The organism is Nonomuraea sp. NPDC049684 (genome assembly GCF_044465345.1).
Taxonomy (GTDB): domain Bacteria; phylum Actinomycetota; class Actinomycetes; order Streptosporangiales; family Streptosporangiaceae; genus Nonomuraea.
This window is the reverse complement of the sequence record NZ_JBITLO010000012.1, coordinates 91,598-111,535: the sequence shown is the minus strand read 5'-3', so window position 1 is coordinate 111,535 and position 19,938 is coordinate 91,598. Positions and strand designations below refer to the sequence as shown.

Genomic DNA, 19,938 nt, shown 5'->3' with positions numbered 1-19,938 from the left:
ATCGGTGCCGCCGGGAAGTACAACAGCCGCCGGCGCCGCGCCGCAACCGGTTTTGGCCGCCTACGGGATCTATACGCCGCCTATACAGCCGCTGCTCACGCTGAGCACCGAACGGCCTTACACCCCCCGCGGAGGTTGGACGGTGTTGAAGAAACCCAGGCGGCTGACTCCCTTACCGCCGCTCGTCGTCCTGTTGCTGACGTCAACGGCCCTCGTGCCGCTCCCCGCGCGGGCCGCCCCGCCCGCGCCCGCCAAGGCCCAGGCGGCGGTCGCCTGCCCGGACGAGATGCCCACCGAGATCTCCGCCCGGCTGGCCGCCGCGGTCTGCGGCAAGCGGATCAGGGCGGTCTCGCTGACCACCGAGACCGACGAGTTCTACGTCAACCCGGCCGGCACGGTCACCCAGGAGCACCGCTACCGCCCGGTCCGGGTCAGGCGGGGCGAGGCGTGGGTGCCCGCCGACCCGACGCTCACGGCGGGCCAGGACGGCACGGTCGCGCCGAAGGCCGCCGCGGTGTCCTACAGCTTCTCCGGCGGCGGCGACGGCCCGCTGGTCACCGCCACCGAGCGGGGCACCCGGCTCACCCTCGGCACGCCGCTCGGGGCCCTGCCCAAGCCGGTGCTGGACGGCGCCACCGCCACCTACCCCGACGTGCTGCCGGGCGTGGACCTGGTGCTGACCGCGGACGTGGACGGCTTCGCCGAGAAGCTCGTCGTCAGGACCCGGCAGGCCGCGGCGAACCCGGCGCTGAAGGAGCTGACGTTCGCCACGTCGGTGAAGAAGGGCGAGGTCAGGACCGACCGGCACGGCAACGTCTCGGTCCTCGACGCCGAGGGCGAGCCGGTGTTCGGCTCGGCGGCGCCGGAGATGTGGGACGCCGCCACCGAGTCGGCCATGACCCGCAACCCGGCCACCCCGGCGCTGGCCGCCCAGCCGGGCCGGCGGGCCAGGATGGGCGTGCGGCTGTCGGGCCGCGAGCTGCGCGTCACCCCCGACGCCGCGCTGCTGGCCGACCCGGCCACGGTCTACCCGGTGACGATCGACCCGAGCTTCACCTCGGCCAAGTCCGGCTGGACGTACGTGGACTCGGCCTATCCCTCCAGCGCGTACTGGAACTCCGCGAACGACGCGACGGCCGGCACCAGCAACGGCGGCGGCTACAAGCGGCGCTCGTTCTTCAACATGGGCCTGTCGGGCCTGGCCGGCAAGCACATCACGGCGGCCACGTTCAACATCAAGGAGACGTGGGCCTGGTCCTGCTCGGCGCGGAACGTCGAGCTGCACAGGACCGCGGCCGTCGGCTCGGGCACGACGTGGAACAACCAGCCCGCCTCGAACCTGAACATCGGCGCCAAGAACGTCGCCTACGGCTGGTCGTCGGCCGGTCAGGGCGGCGCGTCGAGCTGCCCGGCGGCCTGGGTCGGCTGGGACGTCACCAGCGCCGTGCAGAGCGTGGTGAGCGCGAACGGCACGTCGGTCACCTTCATGGTCAAGGCCGGCAGCGAGACCGACAACTACTACTGGAAGCGCTTCGCCAACAACCCCAACATCGCGATCACCTACAACTCGCTGCCGGGCACGCCGTCGGCCCTGGCCGTCGCGCCCTGCTCGGTGTGCGCCAGCCCGGCCGTGGTGGGCGCGGCGCAGCCGACGCTGTCGGCCAAGGTGAGCGACGCCGACGGGCAGGCGCAGCGGGCCGACTTCGAGATCTGGACGGCCGACCACGCGACCAAGGTGACCGGCGGCTCGGCCGCGAACGTGGCGAACGGCGCCACCGCCTCCTGGAAGGCCGGCACGGCCCTGGCGAGCACGTCGTACGCCTGGCGGGTGCGCTCGCACGACGGCACCGACTACGGCCCCTGGTCGGCGTGGTTCGCCTTCACGGTGGACGCCGCCCCGCCGCCCGCCCCCGAGGTGTCCTCCGGCGACTACCCGCAGGACGCCTGGGCCAAGGGCGCCGGTCAGGCCGGCCGGTTCACCATCACGCCGGGTTCGGCCGACGCGTCCGCGGTGTTGTGGTCGTTCGACGGCGGCGCCCAGCAGTCCGCCGCCAACACCGGCTCCCCGCACACGGTGAGCTGGACGCCGCCCGCCGACGGCCCGCACACGCTCAAGGCGTGGGTCAAGGACAAGGCGGGCAACCTGTCGGAGGCGACGACGTACGCGTTCAACGCGGGCGGCTCGGCGGTCACCTCGCCCAAGGACGGGCAGTCCACCGCCCGCCGGACGGTCCTCGCCGCCACCGGCAGCGCGGGGCTGAGCGCGGTCGCCTTCTCCTACCGGCGCGGCGAGGCCGACTCCTGGCACCAGGTGCCGGCGGCCGACGTGCGCAGGAAGTCCGACGGGTCGGCGGTCGCCTGGCCGGTGGCGATGAGCGCGGGCGCCTCGCCCGAGCTGGTCTGGGACACCACGCACACGCTGGCCGAGGACGGCTCGATCGAGATCAGGGCCGAGTTCGTCACCTCCTCGGGCACGGCCGCCTCCCAGCCGGTGGACCTGATCGTGGACCGGGACGGCGAGGGCGCCTCCACCCAGCCCGTCGGCCCCGGCTCGGTCAACACGCTGACCGGCGACTTCAGGATGGCCGCCACGGACGCCAACGTGTACGGCATCGGCCTGATGCGCTCGTTCTCCTCGCGTGACCCGCGCAAGGGCTCGGCGCTGCCGGGCGTGGCGGCGATCTTCGGCACCGAGTGGACGCCGACCGGGCTCGCCCAGTCGGGTCAGGGCACGTTCGCCCAGCTCCGGGCCACCTCCTCCACCTCGGTCGAGCTGAGCGGCGAGGGCTCGGCGGTGGCCTTCACCAAGAACGCCGACGGCTCGTACGAGCCGCAGCAGGACGCGGCGAGCCTGAAGCTCACCTTCGACGCCGCGGCCGACCGCTACACCCTGTCGGACGCGAACTCGGCCGAGCGCACGGTGTTCGCCAAGGTGGACGCCGCCGCGCCGATCTACCTGGTGCGGGCGGTCTACCCGGCCAGCGGCAAGGGCAGCACGGCGTTCGTGTGGCAGTCGGTGACCGGCTCGGACGGCAAGGCGCTGGCCCGGCCCGTCAAGATCATCGCGCCGTCGTACACGCAGGCCGACTGCGACGTGGACACGCTGGCGAGCCTGCCGCAGGGCTGCCGCCTGATCAAGCTGGACTACGCCACCACCACGACCGCGGGCGCGCAGCTCGGCGACGTGGCCGGGCAGGTCAAGGCGATCAGCCTGTGGGAGGGCGGCGCGAGCGCGCCGCTGGGCCTGTCGGAGTACCGCTACGACGACCTGGGCCGCCTGCGCGAGCAGTGGAACCCGGCCACCCCCGACATCAGGACGCGCTACGACTACGACCTCGGCGGCCGGGTGAACCGCTACACCCCGCCCGGCGAGCTGCCGTGGACGTTCGCCTACGGCAAGGCCGGCAACGCCGACACCGCCGCGGACGGCATGCTGCTCGCCGTCTCCCGCCCGACGCTGCGGCCCGGCACGCCGAGCGAGACGAACGGCACCGCGGTCACGTCGGTGGTCTACGACGTGCCGATCAGCGAGACGGGGGCGCCGTACGGGATGAGCGAGACGGCCACGGCCGCCTGGGGGCAGAGCGACTCCCCGGTGGACGCGACCGCGATCTTCCCGGCCGACCAGGTGCCGGCCAACCACACCGGCCGCGGCGGCCTGGCCGCCTCCGACTACGGCCGCGCCACGATCACCTACCTGAACGCCTCCGGGCAGACGGTCAACCGGGTGGAGCCCGGCGGCGCGGTCTCCACCAGCCAGTACGACGCGCAGGGCAACACGGTGTTGTCGCTGTCGGCCGGCAACCGGGCGCTCGCCCTCGCCCAGACGCCGGACGCGGGCGCCGAGCTGACCCGGCTCGGGCTGCTCAACGCCTCGCCCGCCGACCGGGCGCGGCTGCTGGCCGAGGAGTCCGCCTACAGCTCCGACGGGCAGCGGATGGTCTCCGAGCTGGGCCCGCTGCACCTGGTCACGCTGAACGGCACGCAGGTCGCGGCCAGGAAGCACACGGTCAACACCTTCGACGAGGGCCGTCCGGCCGACGCCAAGGTGTCGAACCTGGCCACGACGGTGGCGGTGGGCGCGTACGTGCCCGGCGCGACCGCCGACGCCGACGTGCGGACGAGCCGGACGTACTACGACTGGAACACCGGCAAGAGCGTCAGGACAGTGGAGGACCCCGGCGGCCTGGCGATCACCAAGACCACGACGTACGACGCCGACGGCCGGGTGGTGGCCACCACGATGCCGAAGTCGTCGGGCGACGACGCGGGCACCACGACCAGCGAGTACTACACCGCCGACGGCGCCGGCGCGTGCGGCGGCAAGGCCGAGTGGGCCGGGCAGCTGTGCCGGACGAGGTCCAAGACGGGCGTCGGCGACAGCGGCACCCGTCCGGCCGAGCTGGTCACCAAGGTGTACGCCTACGAGCCCGGCGGCCGCGTGTCGTCGGTGACCGAGACAGCCAACGGGGTGACCAGGACGACGACGACCACGTACAACCCGGCGGGCGACATCGTGAAGACCGTCGTGTCCGGCGGCGCCGGGACGGCGGTGCCCGAGGTGAGCACCGTCTACGACGCGGCCGGCCGGGTGGTCAGGACGACGGCCTCCAACGGCACCTCGATCACCCGCGAGTACGACGCGCTGGGCCGCCAGACGTCCTACACCGACGCCGACGGCGGCGTGACCAGGGTCGAGTACGACGCCCTCGACCGCATCACCAGGAAGACCGACGGCGCGCCCTCGACGGTCACCTACGCCTACGACGACGTGCGCGGCGCGCTGTCCACCATGACCGACTCGGTGGCCGGGACGTTCACCGCCACGTACACCGTGGACGGCTCGATCAGCCACGAGAGCCTGCCCGGCGGCCTGTCCTACGACCTGGCCCGGGACCCGTCCGGCGCGCCGGTCTCGCGGGTCTACCGGACCGCGGCGGGGGCGCGGCTGCTGGACGACTCGGTGACCTGGTCGATCCACGGCCAGCAGGTGAGCCACAACGGGCTGTCCGCCCAGCGGATCGGCTACGACAAGCTGGGCAGGATCGCCTCGGTGGACGACACCGTGAGCGGCGTGTGCTCGCGCCGGGCCTACGGCTACGACGCCAACTCCAACAGGACGGGCCTGACGACGAGCGCCTGCGACGGCTCGGGGGCGGTCACCGAGAACCACGCCTACGACGGCGGCGACCGGCTGGCCGACGCCGGCTACGAGTACGACGCCTACGGCCGCACCACGGCCACGCCGGCCGGGCTGAAGGCGGAGTACTACACCACCGACCTGGTCCGGCAGATGACGTCGGGGGCGGTGCGGCAGTCGTACACGCTGGATCCGGAGCTGCGCCGCAACACCACCACGCTGGAGCAGCTGTCCGGCGGCACGTGGAGCGCGGCCGGCAGGCGGGTCGAGCACTTCGACGCCGACGACGACACGCCCGCCTGGGTCGTGGAGGGCGGCGCGGTCACCAGGAACGTGCACTCCATCTCCGGCGGCCTGGCCGCGGTCACCTCGGCGACCGGGGACGTGCGGCTCCAGCTGACGAACCTGCACGACGACATCAACGTGGTCTACGCCGGCGGCGTGCCGCTGGCGCTGGACTTCGACGAGTTCGGCAACCCGCGCGCCGGTCAGCCCGCGATGCGCTACGGCTGGCACGGCGCGGCCGAGCGGGCCGCCGACACCCCCGACGGCACGATCCTCATGGGCGTGCGGCTCTACCAGCCGAGACTCGGGCGGTTCCTGCAGACCGACCCGGTGGAGGGCGGCAGCGCCAACGCCTACGACTACGCCAACCAGTCGCCGACCTCCAACGCCGACCTGGACGGCAAGAAGTGGTACTGGTGCACCAACTTCTGGCACTTCGCCTTCAACCACTGCGGCGTCAGCTATGCCTACTACCACGGGAGCTGGCGTTACGTGCAGTGGAAGAAGACGCCGGCCGGGTGGTGGGTGCGCGGCGTGTACTACGACTACTGCACCAAGTCACCCGACAAGCCGCTCGGCTACGACTTCCGCCAGGCGTGCATGATGCACGACTACGGGTACGCCCTGCGCAATATGGGGTATATCCATAGCAAGTACCAGGTGGACTACATCTTCTATTACGTCCTGTACTGGGGCGTGTGCTCCCACTACTTCTTCAAGGGGACATGTCGCCGCATCGCGTACGCGTACTTCCTTTCGGTGGTCGCCTTCGGCCACCCGTGACCTAGGATGAACCACCGGCGGGAGCTACCACGAAAGGCTCCCGCCGGTGCCCTTTTCTCCCGGTCGGCGCAGGGTTGACGGGAGTCGGACGTTGATGCACATTGAAGCAGCTTTGATCTTCCTTGTGCACCAACGTCCTTGCGGGGAGCGCGATGGAGTTCGCCGTACTTGGGCCGCTTCACGTCTCGGATGACCAAGGGCCGCTGCCGCTCGGCGTCGGCAAGCAGCGCACCCTGCTGGCCGAGCTCCTGTGCCGGGCCGGCCGCCCCGTCTCCCCCGCCACGCTCGTCGAGGCCCTGTGGGAGCAGCGCCCGCCGCGCACCGCCGCCGACAACCTCCGCCTGTACGTCCACCAGCTCCGCCGGACGCTCGGCCAGGACCGCATCACCCGCACCGACGCCGGTTTCGTGCTGGCCGTGCACCCCGGCGAGCTGGACGCCGAACGCTTCGAGACCCTGGCCGGCCGCGGCGGCGACGCGCTGTCCGGCGGCGACCACGAACAGGCCGCCACGCTGCTGCGGCAGGCGCTGGAGTTGTGGCGCGGGCCCGCCTACGCGGGGCTGAACCTCACCGCCGGGCTGCGCGACCACGCCCGCCGCCTGGAGGAGGAGCGCCTGGCGGCCCTGGAGCACCGGATCGAGGCAGACCTGGCCCGCGGCCTGCACGCCGTGCTCATCGCGGAGCTGACCGAGCTGGTCGCCGAGCACCCGCTGCGCGAACGCCCGCGCCGCCAGCTCATGCTCGCCCTGGCCCGGTCGGGGCGGCAGGCCGAGGCGCTGGCCAGCTACCGCGAGGCCCGCCGGGTGTTCGCCGCCGAGCTGGGCCTCGACCCCGGCGCCGAGCTCAACCGCCTGCACCAGGCCATCCTCACCGGCACCCTCGACCCGGCCCCGGGCGCCGCCGGGCCCGCGGCGCGCTCCCCCGCCCAGCTCCCGACCGACATCTCCGACTTCACCGGACGCGGCGAGCAGCTCGCCCAGCTCACCGCCCTGCTCGGCGACGAGCCGCAGGGCCCCGGCCAGGTGCGGGTGTGCGTGATCGCGGGCATGGGCGGCGTCGGCAAGACCACGCTGGCCGTGCACGCCGCGCACCGCATCGCCCGCCACTACCCCGACGGCCAGCTGCACACGAACCTGCACAGCGCCGAGGCCAGCCCCGCCGACCCCGGCCAGGTGCTGGCCGCCTTCCTCACCGCGCTCGGCGTGCCGCGCTCCACGCTGCCCGAGAGCGTGGACGAGCGGGCCGCGCTGTTCCGCAGCAGCCTGGCCGAGCGGCGCATGCTGATCGTGCTGGACAACGCCGCCTCCGAGCAGCAGGTGCGCCCGCTGCTGCCGGGCACGTCCGGCTGCGCCGTCATCATCACCAGCAGGGCCAGGCTGAGCGGGCTGTCCGGCGCGGCCCTGATCGAGCTGTCGGTGCTGCACCTGCGGCAGGGCGTGCGCCTGCTGTCCAGGATCGCCGGGGCCGGGCGGGTGGAGGCCGAGCCGGAGGCGGCGGCGGAGATCGTCCGGCTCTCCGACGGGATCCCGCTGGCCGTGCGGGTGGCCGGGGCCCGGCTGGTGGCCCGGCCGCACTGGCCGCTGACCCGCCTGGCCGGGCAGCTCAAGGACGAGCGCCGGCGGCTCGACCAGTTCGCCACCGGCGACCTGGCGGTCCGGGCGAGCCTGGCGCTCAGCTACGTGGGGCTGGAACCGGCCGCGCGGCGGGCCTTCCGGCTGCTCGGCACGCTGGAGGTGCCCGACTTCGCCGGATGGGTGGCGGGCGCGCTGCTGGACGTGCCCGTGCCGGTGGGCGAGGAGCTGGTGGAGTCGCTGGTGGACACCCAGCTCGTGCTGATCAGCGGCGTCGATCCGGCCGGGCAGCCGCGCTACCGCTTCCACGACCTGGTCCGCCTGTACGCCCGCGAGCGCGCCGAGCTGGAGGACCGTCCCGAGGCGGTCGCGGCGGCGCTCGGCCGGGCCTTCGGCGGCTGGCTGGCGCTGGCCGAGCAGGCGACCGAGCGCGTCCAGGGCAGTTCGTCGGCCATCATCCACGGCTCGGCCCCGCGCTGGAGCCCGCCCGACGGCACGCCGTGGGACATCCGGCAGGACCCGATGGCCTGGTTCGACACCGAGCGCACCGCGCTGGTCGCGGCGATCCGGCAGGCGTGCGCGCTCGGCCTGGCCGAGGTCGCCTGGGACACCGCCTGCTGCGCCGAGCGCTACTTCGACGTCAGCGGCCTGTTCGACGACTGGCGGGCGCTGCACGAGCGGGTGCTGGCCGCCTGCCTGGCCGCCGGCGACCGGCTGGGCGAGGCGGTGATCCGGCGCGGCCTCATGCACTCCACCACCTGGACCGAGACCGGCGGCGCCATGGCCGCCCAGTACGACGGCGCCGAACGCCTGATCGCCATGTTCACCGAGCTGGACGAGCGGCGCGGCCTGTCCGACGCGTACGTGCTGCGCGCCTGGGGCGAGGCCGCCAGGGGCGACATGGCGCAGGGCCTGCGCTCGGGCCGCATCGCGCTGGAGCTGGCCGAGCGCAGCGGCCACCAGGGCGGCGAGGCCAGGGCGCACGTGTGCATGGCCGTCGCCTACGGCACCAGGGACATCAAGATGGCCATCGTCCACCTGCTGCGCGGCCTGGACCTGGCCGCCAAGCTCGGCAACCCCCGCTTCGAGGCCACCACCCTGCAGTTCCTCGGTCTCGCCCACGCCCACGCCAAGGAGTTCGAGGCCGGGCTGGAGTACATGGTGCGGGCGCTGGCCATCTACCGGCAGATCCGCGACCCGCTGCTGGAGGCGATGGGCCTGGTCGCCCTGGCCAAGCTGTACGCCGGCCACCACGACCCGCGGGCCAGGGCGGTCGCCGAGGCGGCCGAGCTGCTCAGCCGCTCCCACCGGCTGGCCCACCACCGGGCCGACGCGCTGTGGGTGCTGGGCGGGGTGGACCTGGCCGAGGGCCGGGTGAAGGAGGCCGTCGCGCACCTGGAGGAGTCGGTGCGGCTGTGGCGCGCGCGGGGTTGGCAGGAGTTCCTGGCGGGGGCGCTGGACAGCCTGGCCGAGGCGTACACGGCGGCGGGCGACCCGGCGGCGGCGGCCGCGGCCCGGCTGGAGGCTCATTCGCTTGCCGGTTCTCCTCAGCCGGGTTGAGTATCCGAGCGCTCGTGTCCCCGTCCCCGTCGCGGGCATGCTGGCCGTCAGGACCAGTGTGAGGAGAGAGATGCCGCGTTCCGCCCTGCTGTGGGCCGTGATCCTGATCGCCGGAGGCGTCGCCGCCGTGACCGTGTGCGTGCTCACCGCGCCCGCGGTCGCGCCCGGCGCGCCGAAGGACGTCCTCGACTCCCCGGCGCTTGTGCCGGCCTTCGCCGCGCTGGCGGTCCTGGCCGGGCTGGCCGCGTGGGCCGTCCCCCATCCGCTGTGGGGTGCCGTCGCCGCCGCGCCGTTCTTCGTGCACTTCGCCGCCGGGGTGGTGGGCGAGCTGCGCGGGGGCGGGCAGGGGTTGTGGCCGGTCGGGCTGATCTTCCTGATCGGCCTGACGCTGCTGCCGCTGGCCGCCTCGCTCGTCACGTCGCTGATCGCCAGAGCCCGCTGAGCGCCGGTTCCCGCGGAGCCCACGGCGGCCGTACTGCGTACGGTACGATCGCCTACCCGCTCCCCATTTGATGTGACAAGAAGGGATTCCGTGGCCACCAGCGCCAAGCCCGACGCCGTACGCACCCGATCCGCCGATCACACCGCCGCCGACAGCCACGACGTCATCCAGGTACGCGGCGCCCGCGAGAACAACCTCACCGGCGTCGACCTCGACCTGCCCAAGCGCCGCCTCACCGTCTTCACCGGCGTGTCCGGCTCGGGGAAGTCCTCGCTCGTCTTCGACACGATCGCCGCGGAGTCCCGGCGGCTGATTGACGAGACGTACACCACGTTCGTCCAGAACTTCATGCCGAGCCTGGCCCGTCCCGACGTGGACTCGCTGCGGAACCTCAGCGCGGCGATCATCGTGGACCAGGAGCGGATGGGCGCCAACGCCCGCTCGACCGTCGGCACCGCCACCGACACCTACACGATGCTCCGGATCCTGTTCAGCCGGCTCGGCTCCCCGCAGGTGGGGCCGCCGTTCGCGTTCAGCTTCAACCGCGCCGAGGGCATGTGCCCCGAGTGCGAGGGGCTCGGCAGGGTCGCCGGCGTCGACGTCGACGAGCTGGTGGACCGGGACAAGTCGCTGAACGAGGGCGCCATCAAGGTCCCCGGGTACGCGGTGGACACCTGGTACTGGCAGATCATGGTCGGCTCGGGCCTGTACGACCCCGACACCAAGCTGCGCGACTTCACCCCCGAGCAGTGGGCGGACCTGCTCGACAAGCCCGCCACGAAGATCAAGTACGGCACCAGCAACTTCACCTACGAAGGGCTGGTCACCAAGGTCAAGCGCCAGTACCTGGCCAAGGACCGCGAGTCGATGCAGCCGCAGGCGCGCGCCTTCGCCGACCGGGCGCTCAAGCTGACCGGGTGCACCGCCTGCGGCGGCTCGCGCCTGAACGAGGCCGCCCGGTCCTCCCGCATCGACGGCCGCAACATCGCCGACTGCTCGGCCATGCAGATCAACGACCTGGCCGAGTTCGTCAAGGGCATCGGCGACCCGAGCGTCGGCCCGGTGCTCCAGGGGCTGCGCGACACGCTGGACTCGCTGGTCGAGATCGGCCTCGGCTACCTCAGCCTCGACCGCGAGTCCGGCACGCTGTCGGGCGGCGAGGCCCAGCGGGTGAAGATGGTGCGCCACCTCACCTCCAGCCTGACCGACGTCACCTACGTCTTCGACGAGCCGACGGCCGGGCTGCACCCGCACGACATCCAGCGGATGAACAACCTGCTGCTCCAGCTCCGCGACAAGGGCAACACCGTGCTCGTGGTCGAGCACAAGCCCGAGGTGATCGAGATCGCCGACCACATCGTGGACCTCGGTCCCGGCGCGGGCACCGGCGGCGGCCGCATCTGCTACGCCGGCGACCTCGACGGGCTGCCCGGCTCGGGCACCCTGACCGGCCGCTACCTCGGCCACCGGGCCGCGCTGCGCGCCTCCGCCCGTCCGGCCAAGGGGTGGCTGGAGGTGCGCGGAGCCACGCTGCACAACCTGCGCGGCGTCGACGTGGACATCCCGCTCGGGGTGCTCACCGTCGTCACGGGCGTGGCCGGCTCGGGCAAGAGCTCCCTCATCCACGGGTACGTGTCCGGCCGCGAGGGCGTGGTGGTCGCCGACCAGTCGCCGATCCGCGGGTCGCGGCGCAGCAACCCGGCCACGTACACGGGCGTGCTCGACCCCATCCGCACGGCGTTCGCCAAGGCCAACGGGGTCAAGCCGGCCCTGTTCAGCGCGAACTCCGAGGGCGCCTGCCCGGCCTGCAAGGGCATCGGCCTGATCTACACCGAGCTGGCGATGATGGCCGACGTGGCCTCGGTGTGCGAGGCGTGCGAGGGGCGCCGGTTCACGCCGGAGGTGCTGACGTACCGGCTGCGCGGCAAGAACATCAGCGAGGTGCTGGAGATGCCGGTGGCCGAGGCGCGCGCGTTCTTCCCCAGTGGGCAGGCCAGGACGATCCTCGACCGTCTCGACTCGGTCGGCCTGGGCTACCTCGGGCTCGGCCAGCCGCTCACCACGCTGTCGGGCGGCGAGCGCCAGCGGCTCAAGCTGGCCATCAACATGGCCAAGAACGGCACCACGTACGTGCTGGACGAGCCCACCACCGGCCTGCACCTGGCCGACGTCGACCAGCTCCTGGCCCTGCTCGACCGGCTGGTGGACGACGGCAACACGGTCATCGTCATCGAGCACCACCAGGCGGTGATGGCCCACGCCGACTGGATCATCGACCTGGGCCCCGGCGCCGGCCACGACGGCGGCCAGGTGGTGTTCACCGGCACCCCGGCCGAACTGGTGACGAAGGGCGACTCGCTCACCGCCGTGCACCTGCGCGACTACGTGGGACACCAGGCCCCGTAGCGGACCGGGCCTCCCGGGCGACGGGCCCGGGAGGCCCCGTGGCGTCGGATCGCCGCGCCCCACAGGCAGATCGCGATGCCGCCAGGCAGCACGTCGACCAGCCGTTGCACCTGACGCCCTGGTCGCCGTGGTCGTGGCACAGGCCGTTCTCGCGCTCGACCCAGCGGCCGGCCGTCTGAGCGATTTCTCGATGACTTCTCAATGCCATCTCGAAGACATGACAACGCGGGATGAACCGGTCTCCCTTGATTAGGCTCGAAGATCATGATGATTCGGTTGCTCGGACCGGTGGAGCTGGAGCGCGCGGATCAGACCGGACCGGTACGGCCCCCGCAGGCCGCGCTCGCGCTCGCCGCGCTGGCCTGGGAGGTGGGCCGGGTCGTCCCCGTCGAGACGCTGCTGGCCCGGATCTGGGGCGAGCAGGTGCCGCCGGGCGCCCGGAACACGCTGCACACGATCATCACCCGGCTGCGCCGCGAGGTGCTCGGCGACGAGGGCGGCGTGCTGCGCCGGGTCGGCGGTTATCTGCTCGACGTGGCCGAGCCGGGCGTGGACCTGCGGCGGTTCCGGAGCCTGGCCGAGGAGGCGGCGACGGCGGCCGATCCACGTCCGCCGCTGGAGGAGGCCCTGGCGTTGTGGCGCGGCGACCCGCTGACGGGGCTGCCGGGCGAATGGGCCGCGCGGGTGCGGCGGCGGCTGTGGGAGGAGCGCAAGGAGGTCGTGCTGCGCTGGGCCCGTACGGTCTCGGCCGAGGACCCCGGGGCCGCGGTCGCGGCACTGTCGCCGCTGGCCGAGGCGTACCCGCTGGACGAGCTGGTGGCCGCCGCGCTCATCGGGGCGCTGCACGAGGGCGGCCGGACCGCCGAGGCGCTGGCCCGCTACGCCGGCGTACGCCGCACCCTGGCCGAGGAGCTGGGCGTCGAACCCGGCGCCGCCCTCCGCGACCTCCACCACCAGCTCCTGCGCACCGGCGCGACAGGCCGCACCCGCGGGACGGACCGCCCGGCGACGCCGGAGCCCCGCCCCGGCCCACCGAACAAGGACACACCGGACAGGGAGGCGCCGAGTGTGGCCGTGCCGCCGGTTCCGGCGCAGTTGCCCGCCCGGCTCGCCGGTTTCGTGGGCCGCAAGGCCGAGCTGGAGCGCCTGGCCGGTTCCGCGGCCGTCTGGGTGATCTCGGGACCGCCCGGCGTCGGCAAGTCCTCGCTGGCGCTGCACTGGGCGCACCACCACCGCGACCGGTTTCCCGGCGGTCAGCTCCACGCCCATCTCGGCGCCCTCGACCCGGCCGACGCCTCCGCCGTGCTGCCCCGCTTCCTGGGCGCGCTCGGCGTGCCGGAGTCCCGGATCCCGCTGGGCGTCGAGGACCGGACCGGGCTCTACCGCAGCCTGCTGGCCACCCGCCGGGTGCTCGTCCTGCTGGACGACGCCCGCGCCGCCGACCAGGTCACCCCCCTCCTGGCCACCGCGCCCGGCTGCCTGACGCTGATCACCAGCCGGACGGAGCTGCCCGCGCTGTCGGTCACCACGGGCGCGTCCCTGCTGCACCTGGACACCCTCACCGCCGACGAGTCCCGCCACCTCCTGGCCGCCCGGGTGGGCGAGGCGCGCCTGGCCGCCGAGCCCGAGGCCGCGGAGCTGATCATCGACCGGTGCGGCCGGCTGCCGCTGGCCCTGGCCATCGTCGCCGCCCGGACGGTACGCCGGTCCGACCTGCCGCTGGCCGACATCGCCGCCGACCTGGAACACGCGGACGCCGACCTGGAGCCGTTCGCCGACGCCGATCCGGCGATCGACCTGCGGGCCGTGTTCGGCCGGTCCTACCGGGAGCTCCCGCAGGCGGCGGCGCGGCTGTTCCGCCTGCTCGGGCAGGCGCCCCCGCACCTCCCGCCGGCCGCGGTCGCGAGCCTGGCCGGCCTGCCCGTGGAGCGGACCCGCAGGCTCGTGGACCTTCTGCACCGGGCCAACCTCGTCGAGCTGTCCGCCCGCGACCGCCCGAGGCTGCACGACCTGCTGCGGGCCTACGCCGCCGAGCAGGCCCGCGCCACCGACCGGCTCGCCGCCCGCGAGGCCGCGACCCGCCGCCTGCTGGACCACTACCTGCACTCGGCCTGCGCGGCCAGCGCCGCCTGCTACCCCCACCGTGAGCGCGTCCGGCGGGAGCGGCCCGCCCGCGGCGTCACCGTGGAGCGCTTCACCGGCCAGGCCGAGGCGCTGAGCTGGTACGCCGCGGAGTCGGCGGTGGTGCCCGGGCTGGTGGACGAGGCCGCGCGGGCGGGGCTGGACCGGCACGCCTGGCAGCTCGCGTGGGGGTTCGGCGAGTTCATGCAGCGCCGCGGCCTGTGGGAGGAGAACCTGCGCGTGCAGACGGTGGCGCTGGAGTGCGCCGCGCGGCTCGGCGACCGGCTGGCGCAGGCCGGATGCCACAACGGCCTGGCGCGCGCGCACGCCAGGCTCGGCTCCGACCGGCAGGCGGTCGAGCACTTCGACCGGGCCGTCGAGCTGCACCAGGGCCTCGGCGAGCCGGTCCTTGAGGCGCACCTGCATCTCGGCCTGGCCGTCGCGGTCGGCCGGGTGCGGCCGGGCGAGGAACTGCGGCACGCGCTGCGGGCCCAGGAGCTGTTCGAGGAGGGCGGCGACGCCATCGGCCAGGCCCGCGCGCTGAACACCGCGGGCTGGTGGCGGGCCCAGCTCGGCCGGTACGACCAGGCGTACGCCGACTGCCGCCGGGCGCAGCGCATCCTGGCCGACCTCGGCTACGCCCAGGGCGAGGGCCACGCCTGGGACAGCATCGCGTACGTGCTGGAGGCCAAGGGCGACCGCGCGGGCGCGGTGGCCTGCTACGAGCGGGCGGCCGCGCTCCTGCTGTCCTGCGACGACCTGCACCCCGCCGCCCAGACGCTGGTCCGGCTCGGCGAGACGCACGCCGCCGCCGGGAACCGCGCGGGCGCCCTGGACGCCTGGCGGCGGGCCGTGGAGTGCTACGAGACGCTCGGCGACGCCGAGGCCGAGACGATCCGCACCCGCTGCGCCGTCCTGCGCCGCCACTGACCAGGCGGGCCGCTGGAAGGGCGCCTCAGACGGCCAGGCGGGCGAGGATGCGGGCGAACTCCGGCGGCGGCGCCACCACCAGCCTCGTCTGCCCCTGCTGCAACACGATGTCGGCCTTGATCAGCGTCAGCCGTCCCTGGTGCCACCAGTAGACCTGCGCGCTCAGCCCGCCGGTGCGGGCCGCGTGCACCCGCAGCCGCTCGATGGCGCGCACCACCCCGATGCCGTCCACCGGCCGCACCAGCACCGTGTACGGGTCCGGCAGCACCACCAGCACCCCGTCGGCGGGCACTGTGAGGTGGTCGCCGAGCCAGCGCAGATGCGTGGCGGCCGACGGGCTCGCGCCGGTCAGCCGGATCACCGGCGTGCCGCCCAGCTCGATGCGCTCGACCTGCAGCCGCTCGGCCCGCCGGACGTTCGCCACGGCCAGGTCGAGCGCCTGGGCCGTCGGGACGGGCCAGCAGCCGGCCTCCTCGGGCCGCACCAGGCGGGAGCCGACGGTCAGCAGCTCCACCAGGTCGGCGTTGAGGTGCCGCCCCACCACCCGGGTCAGGTCGGGGACCTCGTCCACCGCCTCCACCCGGGTGCGCAGCAGCGGCGCGGCCTGGTCGAGGTCGCAGGCGTCGTAACGCTCGCCGGCGGTGGCCAGGGCGTGCGCGAGGTGCTCGGAGACCAGCACCGGCCAGTCCTCCCTGGCCCGGCGGCCGGCCTCGCGGCGCAGCCCGGTCAGCTTCACCACCAGCTCCGCGACGCCGTCGCCGCGCAGGCTCAGCGACGCGCCGTCGCGGGCGAACTCGCACACGAACCCCATGGACTCCGCGACGAGGCCGAGCAGGGAGTCGAGGTCGACGTCCTCGATCGGCCGGCGGGAGGGCTCCCGGTCACGCCTGAAGAAGCTCACACACCGTCCCCTCTGTCGGATTCGTCCCTTTAGGTGTCTTCCTACCTTGCCTGCTCGCCGTCGCGGAACGGACCAGCCAGGGAGCACGATTCGGTATCGATAGCCCCAAGCTCCCCCAGCCACACGCTCATCTGTGGTGACCCGTGCCCCACCGGAAGCCCGGCCACCACCGGCACCCCCAGCGGCGCCAGCCGGTCCGCCAGCACCGGGTACGGATCGCCGCAGTCCACCCACGACCCGAGGGCGATCCCGCGCACGCCGTCGAACGCCCCGGCCTGCAGCAGTTGCGTCAGCATCCGGTCGATCCGGTACGGCTCCTCCCCGATGTCCTCCAGCAGCACCAGCTTGCCGTCGAAGGACGGCTGGTACCGGGTGCCGCACATCGAGGCCAGCAGCGACAGGTTGCCCCCGGTGAGCACGCCCTCGGCCCGTCCGGGCACCAGCACCCGGTCGCCCCGCACGGTCGCGCTCTCACCGGCCAGCGCCGCCAGCAGGCTCTCCCACGAACGCGGCTCGGGGCCCTCCTCGGCGGCGATCGTGTCGCAGGCCGTCATCGGCCCGTGCAGCGTGGGCACGCCCAGCTCGATCGCGAAGGCGTTGTGCAGGGCCGTGATGTCGCTCGACCCGACCAGCACCTTGGGGCCGGCCGCGCGCATGGCCTCCCAGTCGAGCAGGCCGAGCAGCCGGGCCGCGCCGTAGCCGCCCCGGCCGCAGAACACCACCGACACGGCCGGGTCGCACCAGGCGGCCTGGAGGTCGGCGGCGCGGGCGGCGTCCTGGCCGGCCAGGTAGTCGAGGTCCTGGCGGTCGAGCGCGTGCGCCCCGGCCACCACCTTCAGCCCGAGGGCCTCCAACCGCTCGACGCCGCGCTGGAACAGGACGGGTGAGGGCGGCCCCGACGGCATGACGATCGCCACGGTGTCACCTTGCTGCATCGGTCAACTCCTGCACGCCTGGGAGCGCCGGGGCCCGGGTAAGCACCGAAACGCTGATTGGCTCGTTCACCTGCCAAACGGTGTCACACTTGTGGTCCAGTATGCGACTTCCGCCCCACATCCTCGTGGTCAACGGCATCAAGGTCCGCAGGCCCGTCTTCCTGCTCGGCGCCCCGCACTCCGGCGCGGACCTGCTGGCCCGCGCCCTCAAACGCTCCCCCGGCTTCCACGTCACGACCGGCCGGGCGAGCGTGGCGCACGTCGTGTACGCCTTCGCCCGCAAACCGTCCATCGGCCGCACGTCGGGCGCGGTCCGCGTGCTGCGCGACGCGCTGGCCGAGTCCTGGCAGGTCTCCGCGCGATCGTGCGGGCAGTGCGCCGAGCCGTGCCGGGAGGCGGGCGGCGTGACCGGCAGCGGACCGTGCGTGGAGCCCGGCGAGGTGACGCGGTTCGGCGACGGCAGCCCCGACCTGCTCTACAGCGCGCCCGTGCTGCTCCAGGCGTTCCCCGACGCCCGGTTCGTCCAGCTCATCAGGGACGGCAGGGACGCCGTCGCCGGCATGCTCGGCGACCCGGCGTGCCTGGCCTGGTTCAAGCCCGCGATGCTCTCCGACAGCACCGAGTTCCCCAACGCCTTCCTCGGCGTCAACAAGGACGAGCACCTCGACCGGTGGAAGGGCATGCCCGCGGCGGGCAAGGCGGCGCTGCGCTGGCGCAGCGCCGTGCGGCTGAGCGCCGAGCTGCGCCGCGAGCTGCCCGAGCGGCAGCTCCTCACCGTCCGCTACGAGGACCTGGCGCTGAAGCCCGCCGACACGCTCGCCGCGCTCACCGAGTTCCTGGAGACGCGCGTGTCCAAGGTCGCGCTGTACGGCTCGCGCGCCCCCGAGGTCGGCGTCTGGCGGGCCCGGCTGCGGCCGGCCGACCTGGAGCTGGTGGAGAAGGTCGCCCGGCAGGAGCTCACCCGGCTGGGCTATCTCCCGAGCTGAACTGGGTGCGGTAGAGCTCGGCGTAGTGGCCGCCGCGGGCCAGCAGCTCCTCGTGCCGGCCGCGCTCGGCCACGCGCCCGTCGTGCACGACCAGGATCTCGTCGGCCTCCCTGATCGTGGACAGCCGGTGGGCGATGACCAGCGACGTACGGCCGTGCAGGGCCGTCTTGAGCGCGAGCTGCACGGCCGCCTCGGACTCGGAGTCGAGGTGCGCGGTCGCCTCGTCGAGCACGACCACGCGCGGCGCCTTCAGCAGCAGCCTGGCCAGCGCGAGCCGCTGCTTCTCGCCGCCGGACAGCCGGTAGCCGCGGTCGCCGACGACGGTGTCGAGCCCGTCGGGCAGCCCCTCGACGAGGTCGCCGATCTGCGCGGCCCGAAGCGCGTCGCGGATCTCCTCCTCGCTCGCGCCGGGCCTGGCGTAGCGGAGGTTGGCCCCGATCGTGTCGTGGAACAGGTGGGCGTCCTGCATGACGACGCCGACGGTGTCGCGCAGCGAGTCGAGCGTGGCCTCGCGCACGTCGAGCCCGTTGATCCGGACGGCCCCCGCGTTGACGTCGTAGAGCCGGGAGACCAGGGAGGTGATGGTGGTCTTGCCCGCGCCGGAGTGGCCGACCAGCGCGATCATCTCGCCGGGCCGGGCGGTGAAGGAGACGCCCTTCAGCACCTCCTGCGACGGGCCCCCGGAGTCCTGGCGGGCCACCGACTCCAGGGAGGCCAGCGAGACCTCCTCGGCCGCCGGGTAGCGGAAGCGCACGTCGTCGAACTCGACGGTGACCGGGCCCTCGGGCACCGGACGCGCGCCGGGACGCTGCGCGACCATCGGCTTGAGGTCGAGGATCTCGAAGACGCGGTCGAAGCTGACCAGCGCCGTCATCACGTCGACGTGCACGTTGGACAGGGACGTCAGCGGGCCGTACAGGCGCATCAGCAGGGCGGTCAGGGCCACCAGCGTGCCCAGCTCGAAGGCGCCGCCGACGGCCAGCACGCCGCCGATGCCGTAGACCAGCGCGGTGGCCAGGGCGGCGACCAGGCCGAGCGCGACCCGGAAGACCGTGCCGTACATGCCGACGGTCACGCCGACGTCGCGGACGCGCCCGGCCCGGGCGGCGTAGGTGGCCGCGTCGTCCTCGGGCCTGCCGTAGAGCTTGGCGACCATCGCGCCGGCCACGTTGAACCGCTCGGTGGTGACCGAGCTCATCTCGGCGTCGAGCTGCATCTGCTCGCGGGTCAGCGCGGACATGCGCCGGCCGACGTACTTGGCGGGCACGATGAAGATCGGCAGCAGCACCAGCGCGACCAGCGTGACCTGCCACGACAGCGCCAGCATCGCGCCCAGCACCAGCACCAGGCTGACCACGTTGGACACCACGGACGACAGCGTGCTGGTCAGCGCCCGCTGGGCGCCGATCACGTCGCTGTTGAGCCGGCTGACCAGCGCGCCGGTCTGCGCCCGCATGAAGAAGGCCACCGGCATGCGCTGCACGTGGTCGAAGACCTCGGTGCGCAGGTCGTAGATGAGCCCCTCGCCGATGCGGGCGGAGAACCAGCGCTGCGCCAGCGTCAGGGCGGCGTCGAGGACCGCGAGCGCCGCGATGGCCACCGCCAGGCCGATCACCACGTCGGTGCGGCGGGTCAGGATGCCGTCGTCGATGATCGCCTTCATCAGCAGCGGGTTGGCCACCACGATCACCGCCCCGGCCACCACGAGCAGCAGGAACGCCGCGATCTTCCTGATGTGCGGGCGCGCGTGCCGGCCGATGCGCCGGACCGTGCCCGGCGCGATGCGCTGCTTGGTCACCGAGCCGTCACGGCGCAGTGACGACCAGACCTGAGGGCCGAAGCCCCCTCCCATCATCGCCATACGGGGGATCCCTCCTC

The 19,938-nt window shown here is 73.7% G+C and carries 9 protein-coding genes; 6 read left to right on the top strand and 3 right to left on the bottom strand.

All coding sequences use genetic code 11. From position 1 onward, the window contains the following. Window positions 1–142: 142 nt before the first annotated feature. From ACIBST_RS32730 to ACIBST_RS32710, 5 genes are all read left to right on the top strand, one after another. Window positions 143–6,208: a phospholipase A2 gene (locus ACIBST_RS32730; protein WP_397177264.1), complete on the top strand. Its 6,066-nt coding sequence runs from the start codon at window positions 143–145 to the stop codon at window positions 6,206–6,208. Between the two features lie 152 nt (window positions 6,209–6,360). Further along, entirely contained in the window at window positions 6,361–9,339 is a 2,979-nt protein-coding gene (locus tag ACIBST_RS32725) for a BTAD domain-containing putative transcriptional regulator (protein WP_397177262.1), read from the top strand. A gap of 70 nt (window positions 9,340–9,409) precedes the next feature. Next, a complete protein-coding gene (locus ACIBST_RS32720) occupies window positions 9,410–9,781 on the top strand; it encodes a hypothetical protein (protein WP_397177260.1) in 372 nt (123 codons plus the stop codon). 90 nt (window positions 9,782–9,871) lie between these two features. Then, window positions 9,872–12,187, top strand: coding sequence for an ATP-binding cassette domain-containing protein (locus ACIBST_RS32715; protein ID WP_397177258.1), 2,316 nt, complete (start codon window positions 9,872–9,874; stop codon window positions 12,185–12,187). Between the two features lie 264 nt (window positions 12,188–12,451). Continuing rightward, the gene (locus ACIBST_RS32710) at window positions 12,452–15,238 is read left to right on the top strand and encodes an AfsR/SARP family transcriptional regulator (protein WP_397177256.1); all 2,787 of its coding nucleotides are present in this window, start codon (window positions 12,452–12,454) and stop codon (window positions 15,236–15,238) included. Window positions 15,239–15,263: 25 nt separating this feature from the next. Here the strand turns inward: ACIBST_RS32710 and ACIBST_RS32705 are convergent, their stop codons facing one another. Beyond that, window positions 15,264–16,139 carry a hypothetical protein gene (locus tag ACIBST_RS32705; RefSeq protein ID WP_397177255.1) on the bottom strand — a complete coding sequence of 292 codons (876 nt, stop codon included), beginning with the start codon at window positions 16,137–16,139 and terminating at the stop codon, window positions 15,264–15,266. A 41-nt stretch (window positions 16,140–16,180) separates the two neighbouring features. Further along, window positions 16,181–17,074: an LD-carboxypeptidase gene (locus ACIBST_RS32700; RefSeq protein ID WP_397177253.1), complete on the bottom strand. Its 894-nt coding sequence runs from the start codon at window positions 17,072–17,074 to the stop codon at window positions 16,181–16,183. Between the two features lie 101 nt (window positions 17,075–17,175). On the opposite strand from ACIBST_RS32700, the gene ACIBST_RS32695 reads away from it, so the two are divergent. Next, entirely contained in the window at window positions 17,176–18,060 is an 885-nt protein-coding gene (locus ACIBST_RS32695; RefSeq protein WP_397177251.1) for a sulfotransferase family protein, read from the top strand. Here the strand turns inward: ACIBST_RS32695 and ACIBST_RS32690 are convergent. Next, window positions 18,032–19,921, bottom strand: a complete 1,890-nt coding sequence (locus tag ACIBST_RS32690; RefSeq protein WP_397177249.1) for an ABC transporter ATP-binding protein — start codon at window positions 19,919–19,921, stop codon at window positions 18,032–18,034. The genes ACIBST_RS32695 and ACIBST_RS32690 overlap by 29 nt on opposite strands. Window positions 19,922–19,938: the final 17 nt, after the last annotated feature.